The sequence below is a fragment of the Rhodobacteraceae bacterium D3-12 genome (assembly GCA_025916135.1).
Lineage (GTDB): Bacteria > Pseudomonadota > Alphaproteobacteria > Rhodobacterales > Rhodobacteraceae > JAKGBX01.
Genome location: CP104793.1, coordinates 3,850,556 through 3,872,197 on the forward strand (window position 1 = coordinate 3,850,556; position 21,642 = coordinate 3,872,197).

21 protein-coding genes, 1 tRNA gene and 1 pseudogene are annotated in these 21,642 nt (G+C 60.8%); 9 read left to right on the forward strand and 14 right to left on the reverse strand.

The window, feature by feature from the left end:
- Positions 1-40 precede the first annotated feature (40 nt).
- Both N4R57_19015 and ilvD read left to right on the forward strand, forming a co-directional pair.
- A complete protein-coding gene (locus N4R57_19015) occupies positions 41-391 on the forward strand; it encodes a RidA family protein (GenBank protein ID UYV37032.1) in 351 nt (116 codons plus the stop codon).
- Positions 392-817: 426 nt separating this feature from the next.
- Complete coding sequence (gene ilvD, locus N4R57_19020) at positions 818-2,650, forward strand: dihydroxy-acid dehydratase (protein ID UYV37033.1); 1,833 nt, start codon at positions 818-820, stop codon at positions 2,648-2,650.
- A 19-nt stretch (positions 2,651-2,669) separates the two neighbouring features.
- Here the strand turns inward: ilvD and N4R57_19025 are convergent, their stop codons facing one another.
- Both N4R57_19025 and N4R57_19030 read right to left on the reverse strand, forming a co-directional pair.
- Positions 2,670-2,975 carry a hypothetical protein gene (locus tag N4R57_19025; protein ID UYV37034.1) on the reverse strand — a complete coding sequence of 102 codons (306 nt, stop codon included), beginning with the start codon at positions 2,973-2,975 and terminating at the stop codon, positions 2,670-2,672.
- A 52-nt stretch (positions 2,976-3,027) separates the two neighbouring features.
- Positions 3,028-3,480: an Lrp/AsnC family transcriptional regulator gene (locus N4R57_19030; GenBank protein UYV37035.1), complete on the reverse strand. Its 453-nt coding sequence runs from the start codon at positions 3,478-3,480 to the stop codon at positions 3,028-3,030.
- Positions 3,481-3,553: 73 nt separating this feature from the next.
- On the opposite strand from N4R57_19030, the gene N4R57_19035 reads away from it, so the two are divergent.
- Together N4R57_19035 and N4R57_19040 are read left to right on the forward strand one after the other, a co-directional pair.
- Positions 3,554-4,156 (forward strand): LysE family translocator, encoded by a 603-nt coding sequence (locus N4R57_19035; GenBank protein ID UYV37036.1) that lies wholly within the window; start codon positions 3,554-3,556, stop codon positions 4,154-4,156.
- Positions 4,153-4,767 (forward strand): hypothetical protein, encoded by a 615-nt coding sequence (locus N4R57_19040; protein UYV37037.1) that lies wholly within the window; start codon positions 4,153-4,155, stop codon positions 4,765-4,767. The genes N4R57_19035 and N4R57_19040 overlap by 4 nt, the downstream gene beginning before the upstream one ends.
- Here N4R57_19040 and N4R57_19045 read toward each other — a convergent pair.
- From N4R57_19045 to N4R57_19055, 3 genes are read right to left on the reverse strand one after another with little or no spacing between them, the layout of a single operon-like run.
- Positions 4,764-5,162, reverse strand: a complete 399-nt coding sequence (locus N4R57_19045; protein ID UYV37038.1) for a DUF1801 domain-containing protein — start codon at positions 5,160-5,162, stop codon at positions 4,764-4,766. The genes N4R57_19040 and N4R57_19045 overlap by 4 nt on opposite strands.
- A gap of 5 nt (positions 5,163-5,167) precedes the next feature.
- A complete protein-coding gene (locus N4R57_19050) occupies positions 5,168-5,821 on the reverse strand; it encodes a GyrI-like domain-containing protein (GenBank protein ID UYV37039.1) in 654 nt (217 codons plus the stop codon).
- Between the two features lie 11 nt (positions 5,822-5,832).
- A complete protein-coding gene (locus N4R57_19055; GenBank protein ID UYV37040.1) occupies positions 5,833-6,672 on the reverse strand; it encodes an AraC family transcriptional regulator in 840 nt (279 codons plus the stop codon).
- 123 nt (positions 6,673-6,795) lie between these two features.
- Between N4R57_19055 and N4R57_19060 the strand changes: the two genes are divergently transcribed.
- Positions 6,796-7,758: an acetyl-CoA carboxylase carboxyltransferase subunit alpha gene (locus N4R57_19060; GenBank protein UYV37041.1), complete on the forward strand. Its 963-nt coding sequence runs from the start codon at positions 6,796-6,798 to the stop codon at positions 7,756-7,758.
- 24 nt (positions 7,759-7,782) lie between these two features.
- On the opposite strand, the gene N4R57_19065 is transcribed toward N4R57_19060, so the two are convergent.
- From N4R57_19065 to N4R57_19075, 3 genes are all read right to left on the reverse strand, one after another.
- Entirely contained in the window at positions 7,783-8,367 is a 585-nt protein-coding gene (locus tag N4R57_19065; GenBank protein UYV37042.1) for a hypothetical protein, read from the reverse strand.
- Between the two features lie 17 nt (positions 8,368-8,384).
- Positions 8,385-9,032, reverse strand: a complete 648-nt coding sequence (locus N4R57_19070) for a GntR family transcriptional regulator (GenBank protein UYV37043.1) — start codon at positions 9,030-9,032, stop codon at positions 8,385-8,387.
- Between the two features lie 66 nt (positions 9,033-9,098).
- The gene (locus tag N4R57_19075) at positions 9,099-9,785 is read right to left on the reverse strand and encodes a M48 family metallopeptidase (GenBank protein UYV37044.1); all 687 of its coding nucleotides are present in this window, start codon (positions 9,783-9,785) and stop codon (positions 9,099-9,101) included.
- A gap of 127 nt (positions 9,786-9,912) precedes the next feature.
- Here N4R57_19075 and N4R57_19080 point away from each other — a divergent pair, with 127 nt between their 5' ends.
- Both N4R57_19080 and N4R57_19085 read left to right on the forward strand, forming a co-directional pair.
- On the forward strand, positions 9,913-10,236 hold the full coding sequence (locus tag N4R57_19080; GenBank protein UYV37045.1) for a TIGR02300 family protein: 324 nt from the start codon (positions 9,913-9,915) through the stop codon (positions 10,234-10,236).
- Between the two features lie 90 nt (positions 10,237-10,326).
- Positions 10,327-10,402: transfer RNA gene (locus tag N4R57_19085), tRNA-Ala, on the forward strand.
- Between the two features lie 65 nt (positions 10,403-10,467).
- Here the strand turns inward: N4R57_19085 and N4R57_19090 are convergent.
- From N4R57_19090 to N4R57_19115, 6 genes and pseudogenes are all read right to left on the reverse strand, one after another.
- A pseudogene (locus N4R57_19090) lies at positions 10,468-11,199 on the reverse strand (proteasome-type protease).
- A gap of 33 nt (positions 11,200-11,232) precedes the next feature.
- Entirely contained in the window at positions 11,233-12,030 is a 798-nt protein-coding gene (locus N4R57_19095) for a transglutaminase family protein (protein ID UYV37046.1), read from the reverse strand.
- Positions 12,031-12,972 carry an alpha-E domain-containing protein gene (locus tag N4R57_19100; protein ID UYV37047.1) on the reverse strand — a complete coding sequence of 314 codons (942 nt, stop codon included), beginning with the start codon at positions 12,970-12,972 and terminating at the stop codon, positions 12,031-12,033.
- 1 nt (position 12,973) lies between these two features.
- Complete coding sequence (locus N4R57_19105; GenBank protein UYV37048.1) at positions 12,974-14,398, reverse strand: circularly permuted type 2 ATP-grasp protein; 1,425 nt, start codon at positions 14,396-14,398, stop codon at positions 12,974-12,976.
- Between the two features lie 170 nt (positions 14,399-14,568).
- Positions 14,569-18,357, reverse strand: a complete 3,789-nt coding sequence (locus tag N4R57_19110; GenBank protein ID UYV37049.1) for a translocation/assembly module TamB domain-containing protein — start codon at positions 18,355-18,357, stop codon at positions 14,569-14,571.
- Positions 18,354-20,159 carry an autotransporter assembly complex protein TamA gene (locus N4R57_19115; protein ID UYV37050.1) on the reverse strand — a complete coding sequence of 602 codons (1,806 nt, stop codon included), beginning with the start codon at positions 20,157-20,159 and terminating at the stop codon, positions 18,354-18,356. The genes N4R57_19110 and N4R57_19115 overlap by 4 nt, the downstream gene beginning before the upstream one ends.
- Positions 20,160-20,591: 432 nt before the next feature.
- Between N4R57_19115 and N4R57_19120 the strand changes: the two genes are divergently transcribed.
- Both N4R57_19120 and N4R57_19125 read left to right on the forward strand, forming a co-directional pair.
- On the forward strand, positions 20,592-21,080 hold the full coding sequence (locus N4R57_19120; GenBank protein UYV37051.1) for a spore coat U domain-containing protein: 489 nt from the start codon (positions 20,592-20,594) through the stop codon (positions 21,078-21,080).
- A gap of 83 nt (positions 21,081-21,163) precedes the next feature.
- Positions 21,164-21,580 (forward strand): fimbria/pilus periplasmic chaperone, encoded by a 417-nt coding sequence (locus N4R57_19125; GenBank protein ID UYV37052.1) that lies wholly within the window; start codon positions 21,164-21,166, stop codon positions 21,578-21,580.
- Positions 21,581-21,642 lie beyond the last annotated feature (62 nt).

The window sequence follows — 21,642 nt, forward strand, 5'->3', positions numbered from 1 at the left end:
TACCTCGCCGAACCACATACCCTCTCAAGGAGACCACCCCATGCCCGACATCACACGTCACCACACCAACGACCGGATGAGCCAGATCGTTGAACACGGCGACACCATCTATCTCGCCGGTCAGGTCGGCACCGCCGGCGCCAGCATCGAACAGCAGACACAGGATTGCCTCGACAAGATCGACACGCTTCTCGCCGAAGTCGGCAGCGACAAAAGCAAGCTGCTTCAGGTTGTGATCTGGCTTGCCGATATGTCCGACTTTGCCGCCATGAATGGTGTCTATGACGCATGGGTGCCCAAAGGCCACGCCGCCGCCCGCGCCTGTGGCGAAGCCAAGCTTGCCACCCCGGAGTATCTGGTCGAGTTTATCGTGACCGCCGCCAAAGCCTGACGCAGCTGCGTCAGCCGTGCCATCGCCGTCCCGTGGGGTGGCGATCGACGGTCGTTTGGGCCACTTTAAGCCTGCAAAACCCGTCGCCCCATGAGGATGTCGTTATCTTCAGCCAATCGCCGCCCCGTGGGGCGGGTCGGCGATGGCACGGCGGGCTTCGCCCTCGAGTCCGTGCAGGCTTGCCAAACCCCACCGCACGCGCCGTTAACCTAACAAACGGTAAACATATGCGGTTTTCGGATGTCATACGCCTAGCAGCCGAAAGTCAGCCGGAGGTCACCCCCCCGCCGCTCCCCCGCCCCAGCCTCCGTTAACCCTGCGGGACGCTGCGTTCATCCCGTCGTAACCCACCCGTGCTTGAGCCTCCCTCGCCTTGGCGCTAAAGGTCACTAAAGCAACACACAGCAAGCCATTCGGAGCCACACCATGCCAGCCTATCGTTCCCGCACGTCTACCCATGGTCGCAACATGGCCGGGGCCCGTGGCCTCTGGCGCGCGACAGGCATGAAAGACGATGATTTCGGCAAGCCGATCATCGCCATCGTCAACTCGTTTACCCAGTTCGTGCCGGGGCATGTCCACCTCAAAGATCTCGGCCAATTGGTCGCGCGCGAGGTCGAAAAAGCCGGTGGCGTGGCCAAGGAATTCAACACCATCGCCGTTGATGACGGCATCGCCATGGGCCACGACGGGATGCTCTATTCCCTGCCCTCGCGCGAGATTATTGCCGATAGCGTCGAATATATGGTCAACGCCCATTGCGCCGATGCGATGGTCTGTATCTCGAACTGTGACAAGATCACGCCCGGCATGCTGATGGCCGCCATGCGCCTTGATATTCCGGTGGTTTTCGTCTCGGGCGGACCGATGGAAGCGGGCAAGGTTATCCTCAAGGACGGCAAGGAAATCGCGCTCGATCTGGTTGATGCCATGGTCGCCGCCGCCGACGAAAACATGAGCGAAGAAGACGTTGATGCGATCGAACGCTCGGCCTGCCCGACCTGTGGGTCGTGCTCGGGCATGTTCACCGCTAACTCGATGAATTGCTTGACAGAAGCGCTCGGCCTGTCGCTGCCCGGCAATGGCTCGACACTGGCCACCCACGCCGACCGCGAGCGGCTTTTCCTCGAAGCCGGGCGCACGGTCGTCGAGCTGTGCAAACGCTATTACGAAGGCGACGACGACAGCGTGCTGCCGCGCAACATCGCCACCAAGACCGCGTTTGAAAACGCCATGACGCTCGACATCGCCATGGGCGGCTCCACCAACACGGTGCTACACCTTCTTGCCGCTGCCTCCGAGGGCGAGGTTGATTTCGACATGTCCGACATCGACCGCCTGTCGCGGCGTGTGCCGTGCCTGTGCAAGGTGGCCCCGGCCAAGTCCGACGTCCACATGGAAGACGTCCACCGCGCCGGTGGCATCATGGCGATCCTGGGCGAGCTTGATCGCGCCGGTCTGCTTGATACCTCGGTCGGGTCGGTCCACGCGCCGTCGCTTGGTCATGCGCTGGCGAAATGGGACGTGGCCCAAACCACCGACAAGGCCGTGCACGACTTCTATCGCGCAGCACCCGGCGGCGTGCCCACGCAAACCGCCTTCTCGCAATCGCGCCGTTACGACAGCCTCGATCTCAACCGCGAATCGGGTGTGATCCGCAACAAGGAACACGCGTTCTCCCAAGACGGCGGGCTCGCCGTACTGTTCGGTAACCTTGCCGAAGAAGGGTGCATTGTAAAAACAGCGGGCGTTGACGATTCGATCCTCACCTTCTCCGGCCCGGCCCGCGTTTGCGAAAGTCAGGACGCCGCAGTGAACTCGATCCTCAATGGCAAGATCAAGGCCGGCGACGTGGTGCTCATCCGCTACGAAGGGCCGCGCGGCGGACCGGGGATGCAGGAAATGCTCTATCCGACATCCTACCTTAAATCCAAAGGGTTAGGGGCGGAATGTGCGCTTGTGACCGATGGCCGCTTCTCGGGCGGCACCTCTGGCCTGTCGATCGGCCACGCCTCTCCCGAGGCGGCAGAAGGCGGCACCATCGGGCTTGTGGAAGAGGGCGATCTGATCGAGATCGACATCCCCAACCGCACCATCAATCTTGCGGTTGATGACGCCACCCTCGCCGCCCGCCGCGAAGCACGCGAGGCCAAAGGCTGGCAGCCCGACATCAAGCGCAAACGCAAGGTGACAACCGCGCTCAAGGCCTATGCCGCGTTGACCACCTCGGCCGCCAAAGGGGCCGTGCGTCAGGTCTGACGACCTGGCGCTCTAGCGGCTATTCACAGCCCTCGCCCAGCTCGACCCGGTAGCGCGTTTTACCAACCGCGCCGGGCGGCGGGGGCATCGGCACAAGGTAAACCTTCAAGTCGCACCGCTGGACGTGCAGGGTCCATTCCTGCGCCCCATCCGCCCGCGCTCCGGTGTTTTCCACCGCCCGCAGCGGTGCCTGCCTGAGCCGGTCAGCCACCTCTGGTGACGACAGGATCGTGTCGATCTTTTCGGCACTGTCATAGAACCCGGAAACCGCCGCCCCAACGGGCCCGGCGAGCACAACTGCCATCGCGGTCATCAGATATTTCATCGTGTTTCCTTTCGGTTGCGTATCGGTTCCCGGACAAGCTCGAATACCGCTCTCAAGCGCGTTCATCCTTGGGCGAGCCCATCACCACATAAGACGTGATCGCATTGACCACCGGCACCGTCCCCAGCACTTCGGTGTGAAACGCCTTATACGCCGTCAGATCCGCAGCTTCGATCCGGAGCAGGTATTCCACGGTTCCGGTGATGTTATGACACTCGCGCACCTCCGGCGCTTGGGCCATGGCGCGCTCAAAAGCTTCCTGTGCATCTTTGGTGTGCCGACTCAGCCCAACCGCCACATAGGCCACAAACCCGATTCCCATCCCAGCCGGATCAAGAACGGCGCGGTAACCTTTTATTACCCCGGATCGTTCAAGCTCTTGCACACGGCGCAAACACGCAGAGGGAGACAAGCCCACCCGATCCGCCAGATCAAGATTGCTGATCCGCCCGTCGCGTTGCAGTTCGCGCAATATCTTGCGGTTTACGTCGTCCAATTTCGTCATGGATTGCAGAACTAGAGCATTTTACCGCCAGTTTGCAACCTAATGCGGCACGACCCCGTCTATTCTTGCGGGCATGTCATACGAACTTCTCACCGCCCTCGTCGGCTTTGCTCTGGTCGGCTCGATCACACCGGGGCCCAATAACATGATGCTCATGGCGTCCGGTGCGAACTTTGGGTTCCGCCTGACGATCCCGCATATGTTTGGCATCGGCGCGGGCTTTATGGTGATGATCTTTCTTGTCGGGATCGGCCTTATTGGTGTGTTTGACGCCTGGCCTCCGGCCCACACACTGCTGACCATGATCAGCGTGGCTTACCTGCTCTGGCTCGCTTGGAAAATCGCCAATGCCGCCGCGCCGGAAACCGGACAGACCGCGGGCAAACCGCTCAGCTTTTTGCAAGCCGCGATGTTCCAATGGGTCAACCCCAAGGCTTGGACCATGTCGCTCACAGCGATCACGCTTTACGCGCCAGACAGGTCACTTTTGGCAATCACGCTTGTGGCGCTGGCCTTTGGGTTGGTGAACCTGCCCTCAACCTCGACATGGACAATTCTGGGCCAGCAATTGCGCCGCTTGCTGTCCAGCCCGGCACGGCTCAGAGCGTTCAACTGGACCATGGCCGCGCTTTTGGTGGCGTCACTGATCCCGGTGGTTTACCCTTCCGGGTCATGACCCTGACGCTCTTGCACACCTCGCCCGCCCATTGCCCTACCTTCACCGCCCTGCGCGACCGCATCGCGCCGGGGGCCGAGCTGACGCAGGTGGTGCGCGAAGACTTTCTCGCCCGCGCTCAGGCCGGCATCGACGCCGCGCTTGAGGCCGAGATCACCCAGACCATCCAAGCCGTCGATGGCCCCGTCCTATGCACCTGCACCACCATCGGAGACGTCGCGCGCAAGGCCGGAGCGGTGCGCATCGACCAGCCCATGATGCAGCAAGCCGCCCGTGCCGGTGGTCCGATCCTTATGGTCTACTGCCTGCAAAGCACTTGGGAGCCATCCCTCGCCCTGCTGGAAGAAGCGCTGGAACAGCAAGGCACCCCGCAGAAGGTCCACCCGCTTTTTCTCGGTGACTACTGGCCCCTGTTCGACGCGGGCGAAGGAGAGGCGTTCGCCGCCGTCCTTGCTGCCGCCATCCGCGAGGCGGTCAAGACCATGCCGGACCTCGCCTGCGTAGTGCTGGCACAGGCCTCCATGGCGGGCGCTGCACCTTTGCTGGCGGATCTCTCCGTGCCGGTCCTCGCCTCGCCCGAACTCGCCCTGCGCGCGGGTCTCGCGCTCTAGAGGTGATAGGTCAGCGCGGCGCGGACCAACAGGCCAAGCGCATCGGGCTGGACCTCCTCCGGCTTATCAAACAGCACCGCCCGCTTGCCATCAAACCGCGTGCCCTCGGGGGCGATGGGCCGGAAATCTTCGATCAAAGAGGTCTGGCAATGTACGAACAAGGCAAAGCCACCAGACTTCGGAGCGCCCAGCCGAATGGTCGTCCCCGACTTTGTTTCCGGCGTCAGGTAAGCGGGCTGGCCCCAGCGTAGCTCCTCTGACACCCGCCCCGCCTCTGGCGTGTCGCGCGCCACGCCAAGCACCAACGCCCGCAAGGCAAGGCACCCTTGCCGCGCCGCCTCTGGCATCGCATCAAACGCGGCTTCCACATCGGCTGGCATCGCTTTTGTGTCCATAACACTCACCCGTCTAACCCCTTCACCGGCTGGCGCAAAATGGTTTTCAGCGCTTCAGGCACAACGCGGCGCGGGTCGGACAGATAGATCTCGTGATGCTCACCAGCAAAGCGCAATCCCTGCTCCGGCATCACCCGGTCATGCAGATCGGCCAGCACCGGCGCTTCGTCGGTATAAGGCCCGATATGCAGCCGCTGCAAACAGCGCCCCTCTTCAAAGCACAGCAATCGCACCGCGTGCACCATCGCAGGCGCGGCGCCGTCTTTCTTCTTGGCTTGCTTGGCCAGAACGCCTTCGCGCACCTGTTCGACCAGATCACCAGCCACCGCATCCGGCATCCGCAGCATCGCCCGCCATTGCCATGCCGCCCGATCATTGGTGACATAGGCGCTCTTGTCCTCAGACCACCAAAGCGCCTCAAGCGGAGGCACGACAAAATCCTGCCCTGCGTCTTTCATGGCGAATTTCACACCATAGGCCATTGGGTAAAGCGCACCCAATGCGGCAGTATACTCCGGCCCATTCGGATCGCCCTGCCCGTCGATGACAAGAAAGGGCATCTCCGGCACATCAACTGCCTGCCACGCGTCCGGCTTGGCGGCATAAAGCCGCTTGTCGGCTTTCTTGAAATCCAGCTTGGTCGCGGTTCGCTTGGTCATGGCCCGCTCGGTCATGGCCTAAGCGGCAGACAAATATCGGTCAGCAAATCCGCCGGGGCGACATCGGCGGGCGTATTCAGATACACCTCGAACGCGGGCGCGTCGCCGGGGTCGCGCCCCGAGCCGGGCAACCATTCGCTATAGAGGTAGTCATAGGCCTGCTGCATCCCGGCGTATGGTCCGCGATACCGCAACCGCCCCACCGGGCCGCCAGCGATGCGATAGGCCTCAAACCCGTCGGGCAAATCCACCCCGTCTTCAAGCTCATAACCGGCCATTGAACGCAACTCGGCCTCGGGAACCGATGACGGGTCATCGAAATACACCCCAACCATCGTGCGCACCTGCCCCCAAAGGTTGCGCGCACCGATCATTGCGCTGGCCTGCTCGAAGGCATTGCCAATCTCTATGTAAGGGCCGCGGTGGCGCATCACGGCAAGCGCCCTTTCCGGCGCGTCCTCGATCACAACGTCAAACATGTCTGGCTGTCCTTCTCGCTTCATCAATTGCAGCGCAGCTTCTGCGCCATTGGTGCGAAACTGAACCGGGCTCATGCCATAGGCCGCGCGAAAGGCGCGCCCGAAGCTTTGCACAGACGGGTAACCGACACGTTTGGCCACCTCTTCAACCGGCCACGGTTTGCGCAAGAGCCAGCACGCCGCGCGGTTAAGCCGGATACGGCGCACCGCCTGCGCACAGGTCTCGCCGGTCATCGCATGGAACACGCGATGCCAGTGGAACCGGCTCATCGCCGCCACATCCGCCAGCCTATCCAACGACAGATCGCCATCGGGATTGGTGTGGATATATTCCAGCACGCGGATCATCCGCTTTTCATATGCCGCCCGCACGTGTCGTTCCTTTGGTGTTTCGCTCTCAATACATCGCATGAGACCACTGAACAAATCTTGCGGAGTTGCATCATCGCGCCAGTGCGGCCATATAACGGCAAACGCCTTTGCGGAGTTCATGCGATGATAAACTACCTCGACTTCGAAAAACCTTTGGCCGAGATCGAAGGCAAAGCCGAAGAGCTACGCGCCATGGCGCGTGCCAACGAGGGAACGGACGTCGAAGCCGAGGCTGCCGCGCTCGACAAGAAAGCAGCAGAGCTTCTTGAGGAGCTTTATAAAACGCTGACGCCTTGGCGCAAATGTCAGGTTGCTCGCCATCCTCAACGCCCCCATTGCACCGATTATATCGACGCGCTGTTTACCGAATACACACCGCTGGCCGGTGACCGGAACTTTGCCGATGATCAGGCCGTTATGGGCGGGCTGGCGCGATTCAACGACATCCCGGTGATGGTGATCGGACATGAAAAAGGCCACGACACCAAAAGCCGCATCCTGCACAATTTCGGCTCGGCCCGCCCCGAAGGCTATCGCAAGGCCGTGCGCCTGCTAGAGTTGGCCGATAAATTCGGCCTGCCGGTCATCACTCTGGTCGATACCGCCGGGGCCTATCCCGGCAAGGGTGCAGAAGAGCGCGGCCAATCCGAGGCCATCGCCCGCTGCACCGAAAAATGCCTGCAAATCGGCGTGCCGCTGATTTCGGTCATCATCGGAGAGGGCGGCTCTGGCGGAGCAGTGGCCTTTGCCACGGCGGACCGTCTGGCGATGCTCGAACACTCGATCTATTCGGTGATCTCGCCCGAGGGGTGCGCCTCGATCCTGTGGCGCGATTCCGAGAAAATGCGCGAAGCCGCCGAAGCCCTGCGTCTCACCGCGCAAGACCTTGAGAAACTGGGCGTTGCCGACCGTGTGATTAATGAGCCCAAAGGCGGCGCGCATCGCAACCGAAGTGCTGCGATTGAAACCGTCGGCGCCGCGATCACCACCATGCTGGCCGAGCTTGACGGCAAATCCGCCAAGAAGCTGGTCCGTGACCGGCGCAAGAAATTCCTTGATCTCGGCTCCAAAGGCCTCGCCGCCTGATCATCTCGCCAAATGGCACACGCGTCAGAGCACGCCTTCAAGCCCGAGCGACGTGATCAGCCGATAATAGCCGAACAGCACCGCGATAAAGAACGCCACAAGCACCAATTCGTATTTGAAATGGTGCGAATGGAAAAAGTCGCGGTCGCGGTGGTGCAGGATATCCATCAACTCATCCCCGAACCGCACCGACAAAAACGTCCCCAAGCCCGACAGAACAATCACCCCCCAAAAGGGCCAAGGCGTTGTCAGGATCTCATGCAATATCCGCGTCACCAGCGTGGTGTCATACGCGCCGGGGGCCAATGACAGCACGCCCAAGTTTATCCCGATCGCAATGGCCCAGACCACCACTTCGGACACCACCATCCTGATCCCGAACAAAACGCGAAGCGGAAAATCGAGCAGAAACCCGGCATCAGCCACCGGCGTGCAGAGGACAAAGAAACTCCACGTCAGAGCCGCTGCGATGCCGCCGGTCGCCACATCATATTTCACGCTGAGATACAGGAAATATCCCACCAGCAGCGCCACCAGCAGCAGAAACTTGAGCAAGACCTGACGGCCCGGCGGTGGTGTAGAGTGCTCTTGGGGATGTGTCGTTTGCATCTGTGGACGCCTTGTTTTCAACTGAGAAGCATCTTGAGGCCCTGCGTCACGTCTGATCGCACCGCCAGCCGCAACCCCGGCTCGTCCCCGGCCTTGAGCGCGGAAATGATCAGCCGGTGATAGGGCGGCAGCGACTTGCGCTTGAGCCGCCCGTAAAGCTTGCGCATCGTCGGCCCAAGCTGAAGCCAGACGGTTTCCGCCGTCGCCAGCATCGCAGGCGCTTGCGCGCGCAAATACAGCGTTCGGTGGAACTCAAGATTGGTGCGAATATAGCCCACCGGGTCTTGCATGCTGATCCTCTCGGTCAGGGCCGAATTGATGGTCTGCAACCGCTCAATCAAGGCCATATGCGCACGCGGCAGGGCACGGCTGGCCAGCTCCACTTCGATCAGGGTGCGCAGGGCTGCCAACTCCTCGATCCGCTCAGAGCTCAGCTCAGGCGTTGCCACGCGCCCGGACGACGACATAAGCAGCGCGCCCTCGGCCACCAATCGGCGCACCGATTCGCGTGCCGGTGTCATCGACACGCCGAACTCCTTGCCGATCCCGCGCAAGGTCAGCGCCTGACCCGGTTGCATGTCACCATGCATGATCCGCATCCGCAGCTGGCGATAGACCCGGTCATGGGCCGATGGTTTCGGGTCGGGGCGTTGTGTTCCAAGCATGAATTATATGTGATCACAACGGCAGCATTCGTCAATCCCGAACCGCGCCAGAAACAGCGCCCCGGATCAAAACTTGTGCCGGTGCAGGCTGCTCCCGTGGGCTTTGAGCCATTGGCGCGGCGCGCTGTGATCACCATAAAGCCGCTCGACCTCGGCCCAGAACCGCGATGAGTGATTCATCTCGGACAAATGCGCCACCTCATGCGCGGCGACATAATCCAGCACGCTATCGGGGGCCATAATCAAGCGCCATGAATACATCAGCCCGCCCTCTGACGAACACGACCCCCAGCGAGAGCGCGTGTCGCGCAGGGTGAGCCGGGTATAGTCCCGCCCCAAGGCCGTAGAATAGCGGTCAGAGGCCTCAGCAAGCCGCGCGCGCGCCAACTCCTTAAGAAACCCAAGGAGACGTGCGCCTGCGCGCTCTGGTTGGCCCGGAACGGCCACCTCGCCCTCACGCAGCGTGACCGCCCGCCCGGTGCCTGCAACCACGCGCACCATCGCGCCGCGGATCGGCACCTCCACGCCCAGCCCGACGATAACCTCCTCGGGGCGTTTGGACAGGTTGGCGCGCAGCCACTCGGCTTTCTCTTCGGCAAATCCCAATGCCTCAGCCTCTCGTACGCCCTTGGGACAGGTCAGCGTGACCTTGCCGTCAATCGACGACACCCTGAGCGAAATCCGCCGCGCCCGCGCCGAGCGGCGCAGCAAAACTTCGACCGGTGGGTTACCTGGCAACACATGGCGGGTCATTTGCCGAATCTCCCGGCTCTGGACAGCTTGCTCATCACACTCCAACGAAAGCCTTTGACACCTGCGCCACGTTATGGCAGTTGGCGCGGATCGTCAGCAAGACAATAGATTTTCGAAAGGGAAGCCTATGCCCAAGGAAGAATGGGGCGTCAAACGCCTGTGCCCGACGACAGGCAAACGCTTTTACGACCTGAACCGCAATCCGATCGTCAGCCCCTACACCGGGGAAGTCGTCGAATTTGAAACCGGCAAGCGTGGTCAAATCGCCGCCGACGCCGAAGATGCGGTCACAGCCAAGGCCAAGGAAACGGATACCGAGGTAGAACTCGAAACCTTGGATGACGCCGATGTAGATGTCGATCTGGATGATGATGTTCTGGACGATGATGACGACGACGGTGATGTGTCGCTCGACGAAATCGCCGATGTCGCAGCGGACGACGACGAGTAAACACGATTTGGGCTGTTGCGGGCATTTTCTACTTGATCCCGCAGCGGCCTTTGCCTAATACCCGGCGGACGGGTTAACACCCGCAAGTATGGGGCCTTAGCTCAGCTGGGAGAGCGCCTGCATGGCATGCAGGAGGTCAGCGGTTCGATCCCGCTAGGCTCCACCAAACCCCCTTAGGTAAAACTGTGGTGTATCAATGACACCGACAACAAGCGCCGCGCGCTTGCTGTGTCAGATGTCATAGGTCGGCAGCTTTTCCAGCGCCATTTTCAACGCGTCGCCCCAGCCTTCCGAAATCGACCGATAGACCTCGTCGCCCTCTTCGATTCTGCGCGAGCCTGTCTGCGTGGAAGGTATCGTTTTCATAGACATGAACGTCGAACGGCGGCGCCACCGACAGATCGATTTCACCGTCGAATCAAACGAGACCAACAAGAGGCGCATCGCCTCGTCAAACGACAGCTCCGGGTCAAACGCCCGCACCAGAATCGGCTTGCCGTATTTGGTCTCACCAATCTGGAAAAACGGAGTGTCTTCGGTGACCTCGATGAAATTCCCAGCCGGGTAGATCAGGAAAACCGTCGGCGGCCCGCCTTTGATTTGTCCGCCCACAATCACCGAAGCGCTAAACCGGTCGTCCGAGGTCTGACCGGTCGGGCTGCTGTAGGAAATCACCTCCTTCAGCGTCGCTCCGACAAGGCGCGCCACCTGAAACATCGAAGGCTGGTTCAGAATTCCGGGGTCGCGATCCTCGACAGCTTCCGAACGCTCTTGAAGCAGGCTGATCATCGCTTGTGTCGTGGCAAGGTTGCCAGCGGTCATGATCGTGATCGACCGCTCTCCCGGCACGGACCAGGTAAACATCTTCCGGCTTGTCGCAAAGTTATCGACGCCGGCATTCGTCCGGCTGTCGGACATAAAGATCAAACCCTGATTCAGCCGCATTCCAACGCAATAAGTCATTCCGCCTCACTAACGATTGCTTAGTAATTAGGCTTACTGCTGCACCTGCAAAGACACAATCATTGATTCGGCTGCGCTCCCGTGACGTAACCCCGAAATCGGCGCGGCATCATGGGCGTCACGCCCGGTGGCGATGCGTATATACCGCTCATCAGGGGACACCCCGTTCGAGACATCAAACCCGACCCAGCCCAGCCCATCAACATGCACCTCGGCCCAGGCATGGCTTGCGTCTTGATCGACCCGGTCATTCATCATCAGATAACCACTGACATAACGCGCCGCATGACCGCAAAGCCGCACCGCAGAAATAAAGATGTTCGAATGGTCCTGACAGACCCCACGGCCGATCGTCACCGCCTCTTCCGCCGGGGTTTCCGCAGCGGTAAATCCAGCTTGATAGGGAACGGCCTTTAGCACCGCCGCCGACAGCTCGTGCAGCCCGTCGAGCACGTTGCTCTGTTTTGGCAATACTTTGGACAGGTCTTTGATCCCCGGCCCTGCTTGGGTCAGCGCGGTCGCCTGCGCAAAATGCCAGAGCGGCGCGCGGCCATAAACCTTGCCCAGAACGCCGGTCTCATTCAGCGTCTCAACCGTGCCTTCGGCCTTGAGCACCAGCTTCTGTGTGCCGGCATCGGCGCTGACCAGATCAACATGGTTGCCATAGTGGTCAAGATAGCTCGCCTCGACTTTGCCGCCCTCAATGATCACATCCCAGTTTTCGACCCGCTGCACCGTCGAATCAAGCGGCCGCTTGCGCACTTTTTGCAAAGCGTAATGCACCGGCTCATCATAAGAATACTCGGTGGAATGGCTGACTCTAAGCTGCATCTATTGGTTAAACCTGTAATCCTGTTCGATCTGAAGGCCCAGTTGCGTGGTGTCCTGTAACACGGAACTTAGGAATTCGTGTAAGCCTTCCTCAAAAATCGAAGCAATATCGCGCCCCTTAAGCCGTGCATTCATCGCGTCGACCAAATCATGCGCCTTCGTCCTCTGGCCGTAATCGCTTTCGATATAGCTGAGATTATCCGAGATTTTCGATACACAGAATGCCAGAGATCGGGGCATGCGGCGATCAAGGATCAGAAAGCTCGCAATATCTGACGCCGCGAACTGCCCATCAACAGCCCAGCGGAATGACCGATGTGCCGAGACAGACCGCAGGATCGTCTCCCACTGAACATTGTCCATGCTGCTGCCCACAAAGGACGACGCAGGCAACAAGGAGTAATATTTGACGTCGATGATCCGCGCCGTGCTGTCGATCCGTTCGATAAACGTGCCGAGGCGGCAGAAATCAAACATGTCGTTGCGCAGCATCGTGCCATGCAGAGCGCCCCGCACCAGCGCCGACTGATGCCGGATCGTCGCCAGAACTTCGGGTAGATCGGTTTCAGGAATCGGATTTCTCAGCACATCGCTGAGCAACATCCAAGTTTCGTTCACCGCTGACCACACCTCGGTCGTCAGCGCTGTACGCACCATGCGGGCATTGTCGCGCGCGCTCTTGATCACGGACAGGACCGAGCTTGGATTGTCCGGGTCGCGCAACAGAAAATCCGTGACCGTGCCGCTGTCATAGACATCGTGCTTGGCCTCATACGCCCGTTGCGAGGCCGAGGTTACAATCACCGACTTCCATTCCGTATCCGGGTCAACGGATCGCGTCAGGGCAATACGAAACCCCGCTTCGATCAAACGTGCGGTATTCTCCGCCCGCTCAAGGAACCGGAACATCCAGTAAAGCCCGCCTGCGGTTTTTCCCAGCATGTCAGCCCTTTAATACCCATGTGTCTTTGGTTCCGCCGCCTTGGCTTGAGTTTACCACAAGCGACCCCTCGGTTAGCGCCACGCGGGTCAAGCCGCCCGGCACGATGTTCACACCCTTGGGCGATACCAAGGCGAAAGGGCGCAGATCAACGTGGCGCGGGGCCAACCCGGCATCGGTGAAAATCGGCACGGTCGACAGAGACAGCGTCGGCTGCGCGATATAATTGTGCGGCTTCGCCCTAAGCTTGACCTCAAAATCCGCGAGCTCCTGCTTGCTCGCCGCGGGGCCAACCAACATGCCATACCCGCCCGAGCCGTGAACCTCTTTCACCACCAGATCGGCAAGATTATCCAACACGTATTTCAACGCTTCCGGTTCTGCACAGCGATGGGTTTCCACGTTCTTCAGGATGGCCCGCTCGCCGGTGTAAAACTCTACGATCGCGGGCATATAGCTATAGATCGCCTTGTCATCCGCCACGCCCGTGCCCGGCGCGTTGGCAATGGTGATATTGCCAGCGCGGTAAATATCCATGATCCCCGGAACGCCCAGCATCGAGGTCGGGTTGAACGTCAGCGGATCAAGGTATTCGTCGTCGACCCGGCGATAGATCACATCAATCACCTTGTAGCCGCGCGTGGTGCGCATGGCGATACGCCCATCCATCACCCTAAGGTCATGCCCCTCGACAAGCTCAACACCCATCTGATCGGCAAGAAAGGAATGCTCGTAATAGGCCGAGTTGTGAATGCCCGGCGTCAACACCACCACGCGAGGCCGCCCATCGCATCCGGCCGGGGCCGACGCCTCCAGCGATTCTCGAAGGTTTTTGGGATAGTTGCTGACCCGCTCGACCTTGATCTTGCTGAACAGTTCCGGGAACATTTGCAGCATCGTTTCGCGGTTTTCCAGCATATAGCTGACACCCGATGGCGTGCGGGCGTTATCCTCAAGCACAAAGAAATCATCTTCGCCGGTGCGCACAATGTCGGTGCCGACGATATGGGTATAGACGTTGCCCGGCGGGCTGAACCCCATCATCTCAGGCAGGAACGCCTCATTGCTCGAGATCAGCTCATAAGGCACCACACCGGCGCGCAAAATCTCTTGCCGGTTATAGATGTCATAGAGAAACGCATTGATCGCGCGAACCCGCTGGTCAATCCCCTTGGACAGCTTGCTCCACTCGCGCGCCGACAGGATACGTGGCACAAGGTCAAACGGGATCAACCGCTCTTCGGCGTCGGTTTGCCCATAGACGTTAAACGTAATCCCGGTGCGGCGAAAGAAGGCCTCGGCCTCATGCGATTTGCGCGCAAGACGGTCGGTTTCCTGTTTCTGAAACCATGCGTCATAGGTTTGATATGGGGATCTAACGCCGTGATCCGACGCCATCTCGCTGAAATACGGACTCTTTGCATTCATATGACAAGCCTAGAGTAGTCGTGCGTTTGCGCAACTCTAATATTTTCGGGCCCAAGTTGGCGCCCCTTGCGCGGGCAATTATTGGGCAGTTTGATCAACAAAGCAGCAAAAGTGAATCCGGCCAAATCGACCATTGGGAAATGATCGGTTTGATCGCCTGATCACCCCTCTCAATAATCGCGCTCAAAGAACACGCCGAGACTGCTTTCGCCTTCCGAATTCACGCTGCCCCGGCCCGTAACAGAGGGTGAAATCTGGATGTTGAGATTGATCTCACTGCTTCCGTCCGACCCGACCGTAACATCGGTATAAACCTTGTCTGACAGGTATTTACCCACCTTCGCACCGGTCGTACCGTCTTCGCTTGTGGTGATGTCCAGATCATCCACCCCAAGGTTCTCGCGCAGCTTGTCCAAAAGCCCCGAGCCACCCCCGGCCAAGGTTTGCACGGCAGCAGCAAGCTGCACCGCCTGAAGCGCGGAAATCTTGGACAATCCACGCCCGAACAAAAGCCGTGACAGGATCTCATCCTCGGGCAAATCCGGGCTTGAGGTAAAGGAAATCTCAGGGTCCGAGGCAAGCCCCGACATGATGATGCTAATGTCCGTATCCGCCGATTGAGCGGTCGCCACCAGATAAATGAACGGGTCAAAACTACCGCGCAACTGAACATAGCCTTCGCTGAGGGTCAGGCGCTTGGTCAATACATCAAGCCGCCCGCGGATCAGGTCAAAACGCCCTTGGGTGATCACATTTGCGGTGGTTCCGGTCAGCCGCAATTGCCCACCCAGCTCGGCATCCAACCCGCGCCCGCGAATGAACACGCGTGCTGGCGCGTCTACGACGATGTCGATCGGATACACCGCACCGCCACCGCTGCTACCGCTGCCGCCGCCTGTGTCCAACAGCCCGGCACGGGCGCGGGTGCGGCGCACCGCGCCCGGCTCGTTCACATGGCGCAAGCCGTCAAGAACGGGGGCAATCTGCCCACCGCTTTCCGGCACCTGCACTTCGGTCGTTCCAAGGCTTAACGCCGCGCGGATCGCCGCCCCCGAAGTCAGCGGCCCGCGCAGGCTCACGCGTCCATCCACGCTGGTGCGAAACAGCTCTGCCTCGCGGATTGCGACCCCATTCAGCACCGCTTCGAGGTTGGCAGTATAGGGCGCGTTCAGCCCGACCGGTCCGGTTACGGTGATCTGCCCGCCACCCGCCACCTGTGCGCTGGCCGTTACATCGGCCTTTGCACCGGCAAGCGTTACGGTCGCATTGATCGGCGCAAGCGAAATGTTTTGCTCCGGCACAGCAAGTCGCGCCTTTTGCACGGTGACCCGCCCGGACAGCGACGACAACGCCAGCGGCCCATTCAGCGAAAGGTCATAGGCTGCCGTTCCCAACACCACATTCGGCGCAATAAAGCGATTGGCAAAGCCAAGCGGAGCGCGGCCCGCGATCTCAAGGTCGGCTTGCAACGTTGCCGCTGAAATCTGCCCCGACACGCGCGCCTCTGTGCCGCCGGGGCCACGACCCTGCACCGCAATCCGCCAGCTTTGACCGACAAGCTCTGCCGTGCCTTGCGCTGTTGCCGGACCGTTCACACCCGGCGCAAGCAACCCGATGTCGCGCAGGCTCGCGTCGAACCGAAGCGACGGCGCCGCGCCACTTGCCGTGCCGTTGACCTCTATCCGCCCTTGCGGCGTTGTGAGGTCGATCCGCTCGGCATGAAGCACCTCGCCCGCCGCGCGCCGCACCGTCCCGCTCAACGTGCTTGTGCCGCGCAACAGTTGGTCAATCGTATCAATCCCGGCCCCAAGGCTTCGCCCTGTCCCGTCGAACGTGGCCTCAAACGTGCCTTTCAGCGGATCGACCCAGCCTGTTGCCTCAAGCGTGACACCGCCGGACACAGGGCGCCCAACCGGCGTGGCATAGGGCGCAAGCGAGGCCACCTCGGCCTGCACCGTTCCCGTAATCCGCCCAAGGCCGGCATCGTCATCAATCGCAACGCTCGCCTTGACCCCGGCGCTTGCTTTGCCCGGGCCGGTGGCGCGCATGTCAACAACCCAATCGCTGGCGCTCGATTGCTTGGCCGTGCCCGACAGCGTGCTTGCCCCGTTCAGCCCCGGCATCACCCGCGCCGTCTGCGCGATTTGCGCGCTCAGCGTCAGCTGGCTCGCCCCGGTGGCCAACGCGCCGGACAACCGCGCGCTCGCATGATCCGATGTGATGGTGAATTTCTCAATCCGCGTGCCGGTCTCGTCCCGCGCCATTCTCAGCGCCAGTTGGCTTGCGCCCTGGAACAGCGGATCAACCTGCGCCTGCCCGATACCCAAATCGCGCCCGGTGCCGTCCACACCCAGCGTAAAACTGCCCGCAAGCGGCTTGCTTTGCCCGCTGAGCGTCACTTCAGCCGCCCCGGTCATGGCCACACCGGCAAGATCGGCGAAGCGCGCCATATCGTCGGCCTTCAACTTGGCCGCGCCTGAGATGTCGATGTTCAAGCCGTCCATCAACCCCTTGAATGCGGCATTCCCCGACAACCCGTAATCCGCACCGTTCAAAGCAAACGAGGTCAGGCGCAATGGCGCATCCTCGGCCCAGCCAAACGCCAGCTCACCGTTCAGCGCGCTGCCCAGCGCCCGCGCCAACGCCGCATCCGCCGGAACCAATCCGCGGGCCGAGTAGCTGGCCGCACCGCGCACGCTGCCAATCGCAGTGCCCTCGCCTTGGAAAATCGTTCCCGACCCGGCAAGCCGCATCGCCTCAATCGCGATATCGGCCCGGTTCAGCGCCTCGATATCGGCGTCAAGCACCCATGTGTCGCCCTTTTCCGCGTCAAACCCTAGCGTAAAACCCGCACGTTGCACCCGTGTTTGCACGCCGCTGATGGGCAACAGCACCGGCTCACCGCTCGTCGCATCGCTCAGCGTGCCGTTCAGGTCGAACTTCACCGGCCAGCCATCGGCGCTCAGATGCAACATCCCGGCAAGGTTCAGCGCCCGCGTGTTCAGCGTCAGATCGTCAAGCTGCACCCGACCGTCCTCAAACGCCGCGCCTGACATGGCCAGCCGGATATCCGGCCCGAAGAACCCGCGATATTGTGGCAGGAACACCGGCGCAATATCACCGCCCAGATCGGCCACGAACTTGCGCTGCGCCTGCACCGATCCGTCCTCTGACGCGGGCACGCCGGTCAGCGTCACGCTGCCTGCAAGGCGGGGCTGGTCGTCCGTTGATAGCCCAAGCGTTGCCTTGAACGCGTCAAGCGGGCCCGTCCCCTCGACCGACATCGCAATCGAAGGTTGCCCCGGCAAGTCAATCAAATGCGCGACGATCCCGCCTGCGCCCTCGCTCACGTTCAACGCTAGATCGAGAACGGTTGATGTGTTGGAATAACTCACCGCAAGGCCAAGGCGGTCAGCAGGGCGCTCAACCTTGATGATCTCAAGCTTAGCCTCGCCCGCACCGCCATCAAGCTTGGCCGATCCATCCAGCGAGACAACCGTCTCACGCCCGATCACCGGCGCGCCCAACACGATCCGGGGCGAGGTGATCTGCCCGATCGTAACCGTCACCGGCAAGTCAGGCAGCGCAAACCCAGAGGCCTCGGGCGCAGGTACATCGCCGCCCCCCGCCACCGGCCCCCGCGGGAGCAAAATTTCGTCAGCAGAAAGCTTATCAACGCTCAGATGCCCCTTGAGCAAAGCGGAACGCGTCCAGACAAGCTCTACCCCGCGCATGGTCAGCCATATGCCCTTGTCGTCGGCAATGGTCAGCTCTTGGATCTTGGCCTGACTGCTCAAAGCGCCCTCAAACCCGATAATGCGCACCTGCCGACCGGCATCCGACAGGCTGTCCTCAAGGATGCTCTGTAGATAGCCGCGATCATCCTGCGTCTGCGCCGAAGCCAACACAGGCCAGCAGAGCAAAGCCGTGGCAAAAAGCAAAACCGTGAACCGTCTCAAAACGCCTGCCCTATACCAACATAAATTTGCACGCCGTCCCCGGTTGCCCCGCCAATCGGCGCCGCCACGTCAAGCCGGACAGGCCCGATTCCGGTGTCATAGCGCAGTCCAACACCGGCCCCCGCATGCCACTCTCCGGCGCCCTCAAACAGGCCATTCGCGCCGACGTAACCCGCATCCACAAAGCCGACCAACCCGATGGTATCCGTGACAGCGGCCCGCACCTCGGTCGAAACGGCCAAGAACGACCGCCCCCCGGTAATGCTCCCCCCGCCAAGGTCAACGCCAAGCGATTGATATGGCTGCCCCCGCACGGTGCCGCCACCGCCCGAATAAAACAGGTAATCCGGCGGCAGGTTCGCAAGGCTCGCACCGACAACCGAGCCCAGCTGCACCCGCCCGGCCAAAACCAGATCACGATCACCACCAATATTGCGGTAAGCGCGGCCATCGGCCTCAAATCGCATGCCCCCGCCATTGCCATCAACACTGACAAATGGCGTCGCTTCGGCGCGCAGATAATAGCCTTTGGTCGGGTCCAGCTTGTCATTGCGATTGTCCCAAGTCACCGCCCCCGGCAGCGTCAGGAAAAAGAACCGCCGGTCGCCAAAACTGTCATCCGTCTCAGAATAGCGCAGCCCGACACCCAGCTCGAATTCCAACGTGTCCGAGTAATGCCGCACCAGCCCGATACCAACCTCGGAAATCCATTCGCGATAGGTCGGTTCGTCCTCGTAAGACAGCGCGGCAACGACATAGCCGGTCATGTCCGAGCGGATCGCAGCGGGAAAATCCAACCGCGCATCAAGGCTATAATCCACACCACCCGATTGCCCGGCAATACCGCCCACCTCGGCCCCGATGCGGAACCGCTCGGCCCCGCCGAAAAGGTTGCGATGCAGCCAGAAGCCCGACAACGTCAGCCCCTCCAGCGATGAAATCTCGGCCCCGAACCCAAAGCGGCGCGGCTTTTCATCCGCCAGCGCCAGATTGATGTCCATCGTGTTGCCCGGGCCCAATGTCTCGGCCTCGGTCAGCGAGACAGATGAAAACGCGCCCGTGCGGCGCAACCGCTCTGCGGCTTTCTTTTTCTCGGCCGGGGAAAACACTTCGCCCCGCGGCAGATCGGCAATCTCCTGAATGCGCTCGGCACGCACCGCACTTGGCGTGGTCTGGCGCAGGTTGCCGAATTTGACCACCGGGCCGGGGGCAAGCCTAAGCTGAGCGGAAAGCGTGCTGCTGGCGTGGTTCGCGCGCAGGTTCTGATCCGCGATCCGCACCTTTGCGTGCCCTTTGTCACGCCAGTCAGAGACGGCCCCGTCCACCGTTTCCTGCAGCACTTCGCTGCGGGCGACGGCACCGGCGCGAAACCCGTCCGGCGGGGTGCTTCCCTGTGGCAGAGGCGTCACCTCGGCGCGATCAAACCGAAACTGCCGCCCCGGTGTGATCTGCACCCTTGCGGTTTTGAACCGCGGCGGCGCGGAAAAGGTCGAAATCCCCGCCGCTTCGCGCCCATCTAGCGAAATCTTGATGACACCGCCGTAATATCCGTTTGCATAAAGCACGCGCAAAAAACGGGTGTAATCGGCCTGTGCCGCCGCCAGAACATCACGCGCCGGCGCGTCTCCTTCGCTGGCGCGTGTCGCAACAAGCGATGCGTCAAGCAACTCTTCGCGCAGATCACCATCGCCGCCCGCCACATCAAACCGCTGCACCTCAAGCGCAGGCACACCAACTGGCAACACAAAAAGCGCAACGCACAGCGTCACGCCCACCAAATACTTTGGACCGATTTTTTTCACGTCCCGTTCACCACTGCTCGGAGGGGGCTTCTCCCCTACCATACCCAAGCTGTCCCGGAATCACCATTCACGAAAACCTGAGAGAGGCCCCTTGGCCCCGTCGCGCGCGCGACTGCGCGGATTATCGCCCGTCGCGCTTTATTGCCAAATTGTGGCACGCAAAGCCCACCGGCTGCGCCGAGCAACCCCTTAGTGTGGCAAGACAGTGGAATCTCCTTTGGGTAGAAAAAGTGTTGCACCGTCGCAACGCGCTTAAAAAAAGGGGCATTCGCAACTCATGTTAACCGCGTAGAACGCAAGTTGCGCCCCAATTGCCCACTTCAATTCAATTTTTCGCCGCATTTCGCGGGAACTTCATAAGGAGTTTCGTCGCATGCATCTGATCGCAAAGCGGACGTGTGTTGGTAACAATTGACAGGAAAGGCTCCTCAAATGAAACACCCCCAACTCCTCAAACTCATTGCGCTCGGCGCATGCCTCTCGGGCACATCCGTGATGGCCGCAGAAGAAGTTACAAACCTGAACGTCAACGCCTTCGTGGCCGACAGTTGCACAGTCATTGCAGGCACTGCACTGTCTTTCGCGACCGTCGACACCTCAAGCGATGCAAGCCAAGTCACCCCCGGTGTCATCACCGTTGTCTGCACCTCCAGCCGCACCGGCATGACCGTTTCCCTCGGGAGCGGTGGTCAGGCTTCAAGCGGTGTGCGCTACATGTCCGATGGCGGCAGCAACACCATCCCTTACAAGCTCCACTCGGACATCGCGCATGCCAACGAAGTGGCCATTGATGGCAACGTTTTCTCCGGCAACGCAGCGCCCGCAATCCCGGTCATCATCCCGGTTTACGGCCAAATTCCCGCTGGCAACTACGCCACGGGGTCGTATTCTGACTCCATTGTAGTGACGCTGACCCACTAATCAGCAACGTTGTGTACAAAAAAATGGGAAAACCCGTGACAAAATCGAGCAGCATAAAACGGATTAGCAAGGCAACTCTGACATTGGCCGCGTGCCTGTCACTGATCACGGTTGCGACGGTTCCAACCGCCGCAACCGCCGATAGCCTGACCGTTTCCCCGACACGTTTGGCAGTGCCAAACCCAAACAAACAAACCAGCCTCACGGTCAAGGCGGGCGGCAAGTATCTGTCCGTCCTCCAGGTCCGTGTGATGAAATGGAACGAACGCGACGACCCGGCCAAGATGAAACCCACGCGCGACGTGGTGATCAGCCCCCCCGTGGCCAAGCTTCGTCCAGGTCAGGAACTGACTGTGCGGATCGTGCGGGTCAAAAAGCGCGCGGTGCGCAAGCGTGAATGCTACCGCGTGCTGGTTGATCGTCTGCCCGGGCGCGAGCAAAGCAAAAAGGCTGTGAAGCTTCAGGTTCGGCATTCCGTGCCGCTGTGCTTCACCTCCTAAGCAAGCCCTCGCGGTGGCGTCAGCCCACCACAAGCTGACGTCACCGTATGGGTCGACCCCTG

What these genes read in the sequence shown, in the direction of transcription:
- N4R57_19025 (UYV37034.1), bottom strand. Translation starts at nt 2,975, where the DNA reads ATGAAATATCTGATGACCGCGATGGCAGTTGTGCTCGCCGGGCCCGTT.
- ilvD (UYV37033.1), top strand. Translation starts at nt 818, where the DNA reads ATGCCAGCCTATCGTTCCCGCACGTCTACCCATGGTCGCAACATGGCC.
- N4R57_19030 (UYV37035.1), bottom strand. Translation starts at nt 3,480, where the DNA reads ATGACGAAATTGGACGACGTAAACCGCAAGATATTGCGCGAACTGCAA.
- N4R57_19050 (UYV37039.1), bottom strand. Translation starts at nt 5,821, where the DNA reads ATGACCAAGCGAACCGCGACCAAGCTGGATTTCAAGAAAGCCGACAAG.
- N4R57_19105 (UYV37048.1), bottom strand. Translation starts at nt 14,398, where the DNA reads ATGAATGCAAAGAGTCCGTATTTCAGCGAGATGGCGTCGGATCACGGC.
- N4R57_19040 (UYV37037.1), top strand. Translation starts at nt 4,153, where the DNA reads ATGACCCTGACGCTCTTGCACACCTCGCCCGCCCATTGCCCTACCTTC.
- N4R57_19120 (UYV37051.1), top strand. Translation starts at nt 20,592, where the DNA reads ATGAAACACCCCCAACTCCTCAAACTCATTGCGCTCGGCGCATGCCTC.
- N4R57_19100 (UYV37047.1), bottom strand. Translation starts at nt 12,972, where the DNA reads ATGCTGGGAAAAACCGCAGGCGGGCTTTACTGGATGTTCCGGTTCCTT.
- N4R57_19075 (UYV37044.1), bottom strand. Translation starts at nt 9,785, where the DNA reads ATGACCCGCCATGTGTTGCCAGGTAACCCACCGGTCGAAGTTTTGCTG.
- N4R57_19060 (UYV37041.1), top strand. Translation starts at nt 6,796, where the DNA reads ATGATAAACTACCTCGACTTCGAAAAACCTTTGGCCGAGATCGAAGGC.
- N4R57_19070 (UYV37043.1), bottom strand. Translation starts at nt 9,032, where the DNA reads ATGCTTGGAACACAACGCCCCGACCCGAAACCATCGGCCCATGACCGG.
- N4R57_19095 (UYV37046.1), bottom strand. Translation starts at nt 12,030, where the DNA reads ATGCAGCTTAGAGTCAGCCATTCCACCGAGTATTCTTATGATGAGCCG.
- N4R57_19045 (UYV37038.1), bottom strand. Translation starts at nt 5,162, where the DNA reads ATGGACACAAAAGCGATGCCAGCCGATGTGGAAGCCGCGTTTGATGCG.
- N4R57_19035 (UYV37036.1), top strand. Translation starts at nt 3,554, where the DNA reads ATGTCATACGAACTTCTCACCGCCCTCGTCGGCTTTGCTCTGGTCGGC.
- N4R57_19065 (UYV37042.1), bottom strand. Translation starts at nt 8,367, where the DNA reads ATGCAAACGACACATCCCCAAGAGCACTCTACACCACCGCCGGGCCGT.
- N4R57_19080 (UYV37045.1), top strand. Translation starts at nt 9,913, where the DNA reads ATGCCCAAGGAAGAATGGGGCGTCAAACGCCTGTGCCCGACGACAGGC.
- N4R57_19015 (UYV37032.1), top strand. Translation starts at nt 41, where the DNA reads ATGCCCGACATCACACGTCACCACACCAACGACCGGATGAGCCAGATC.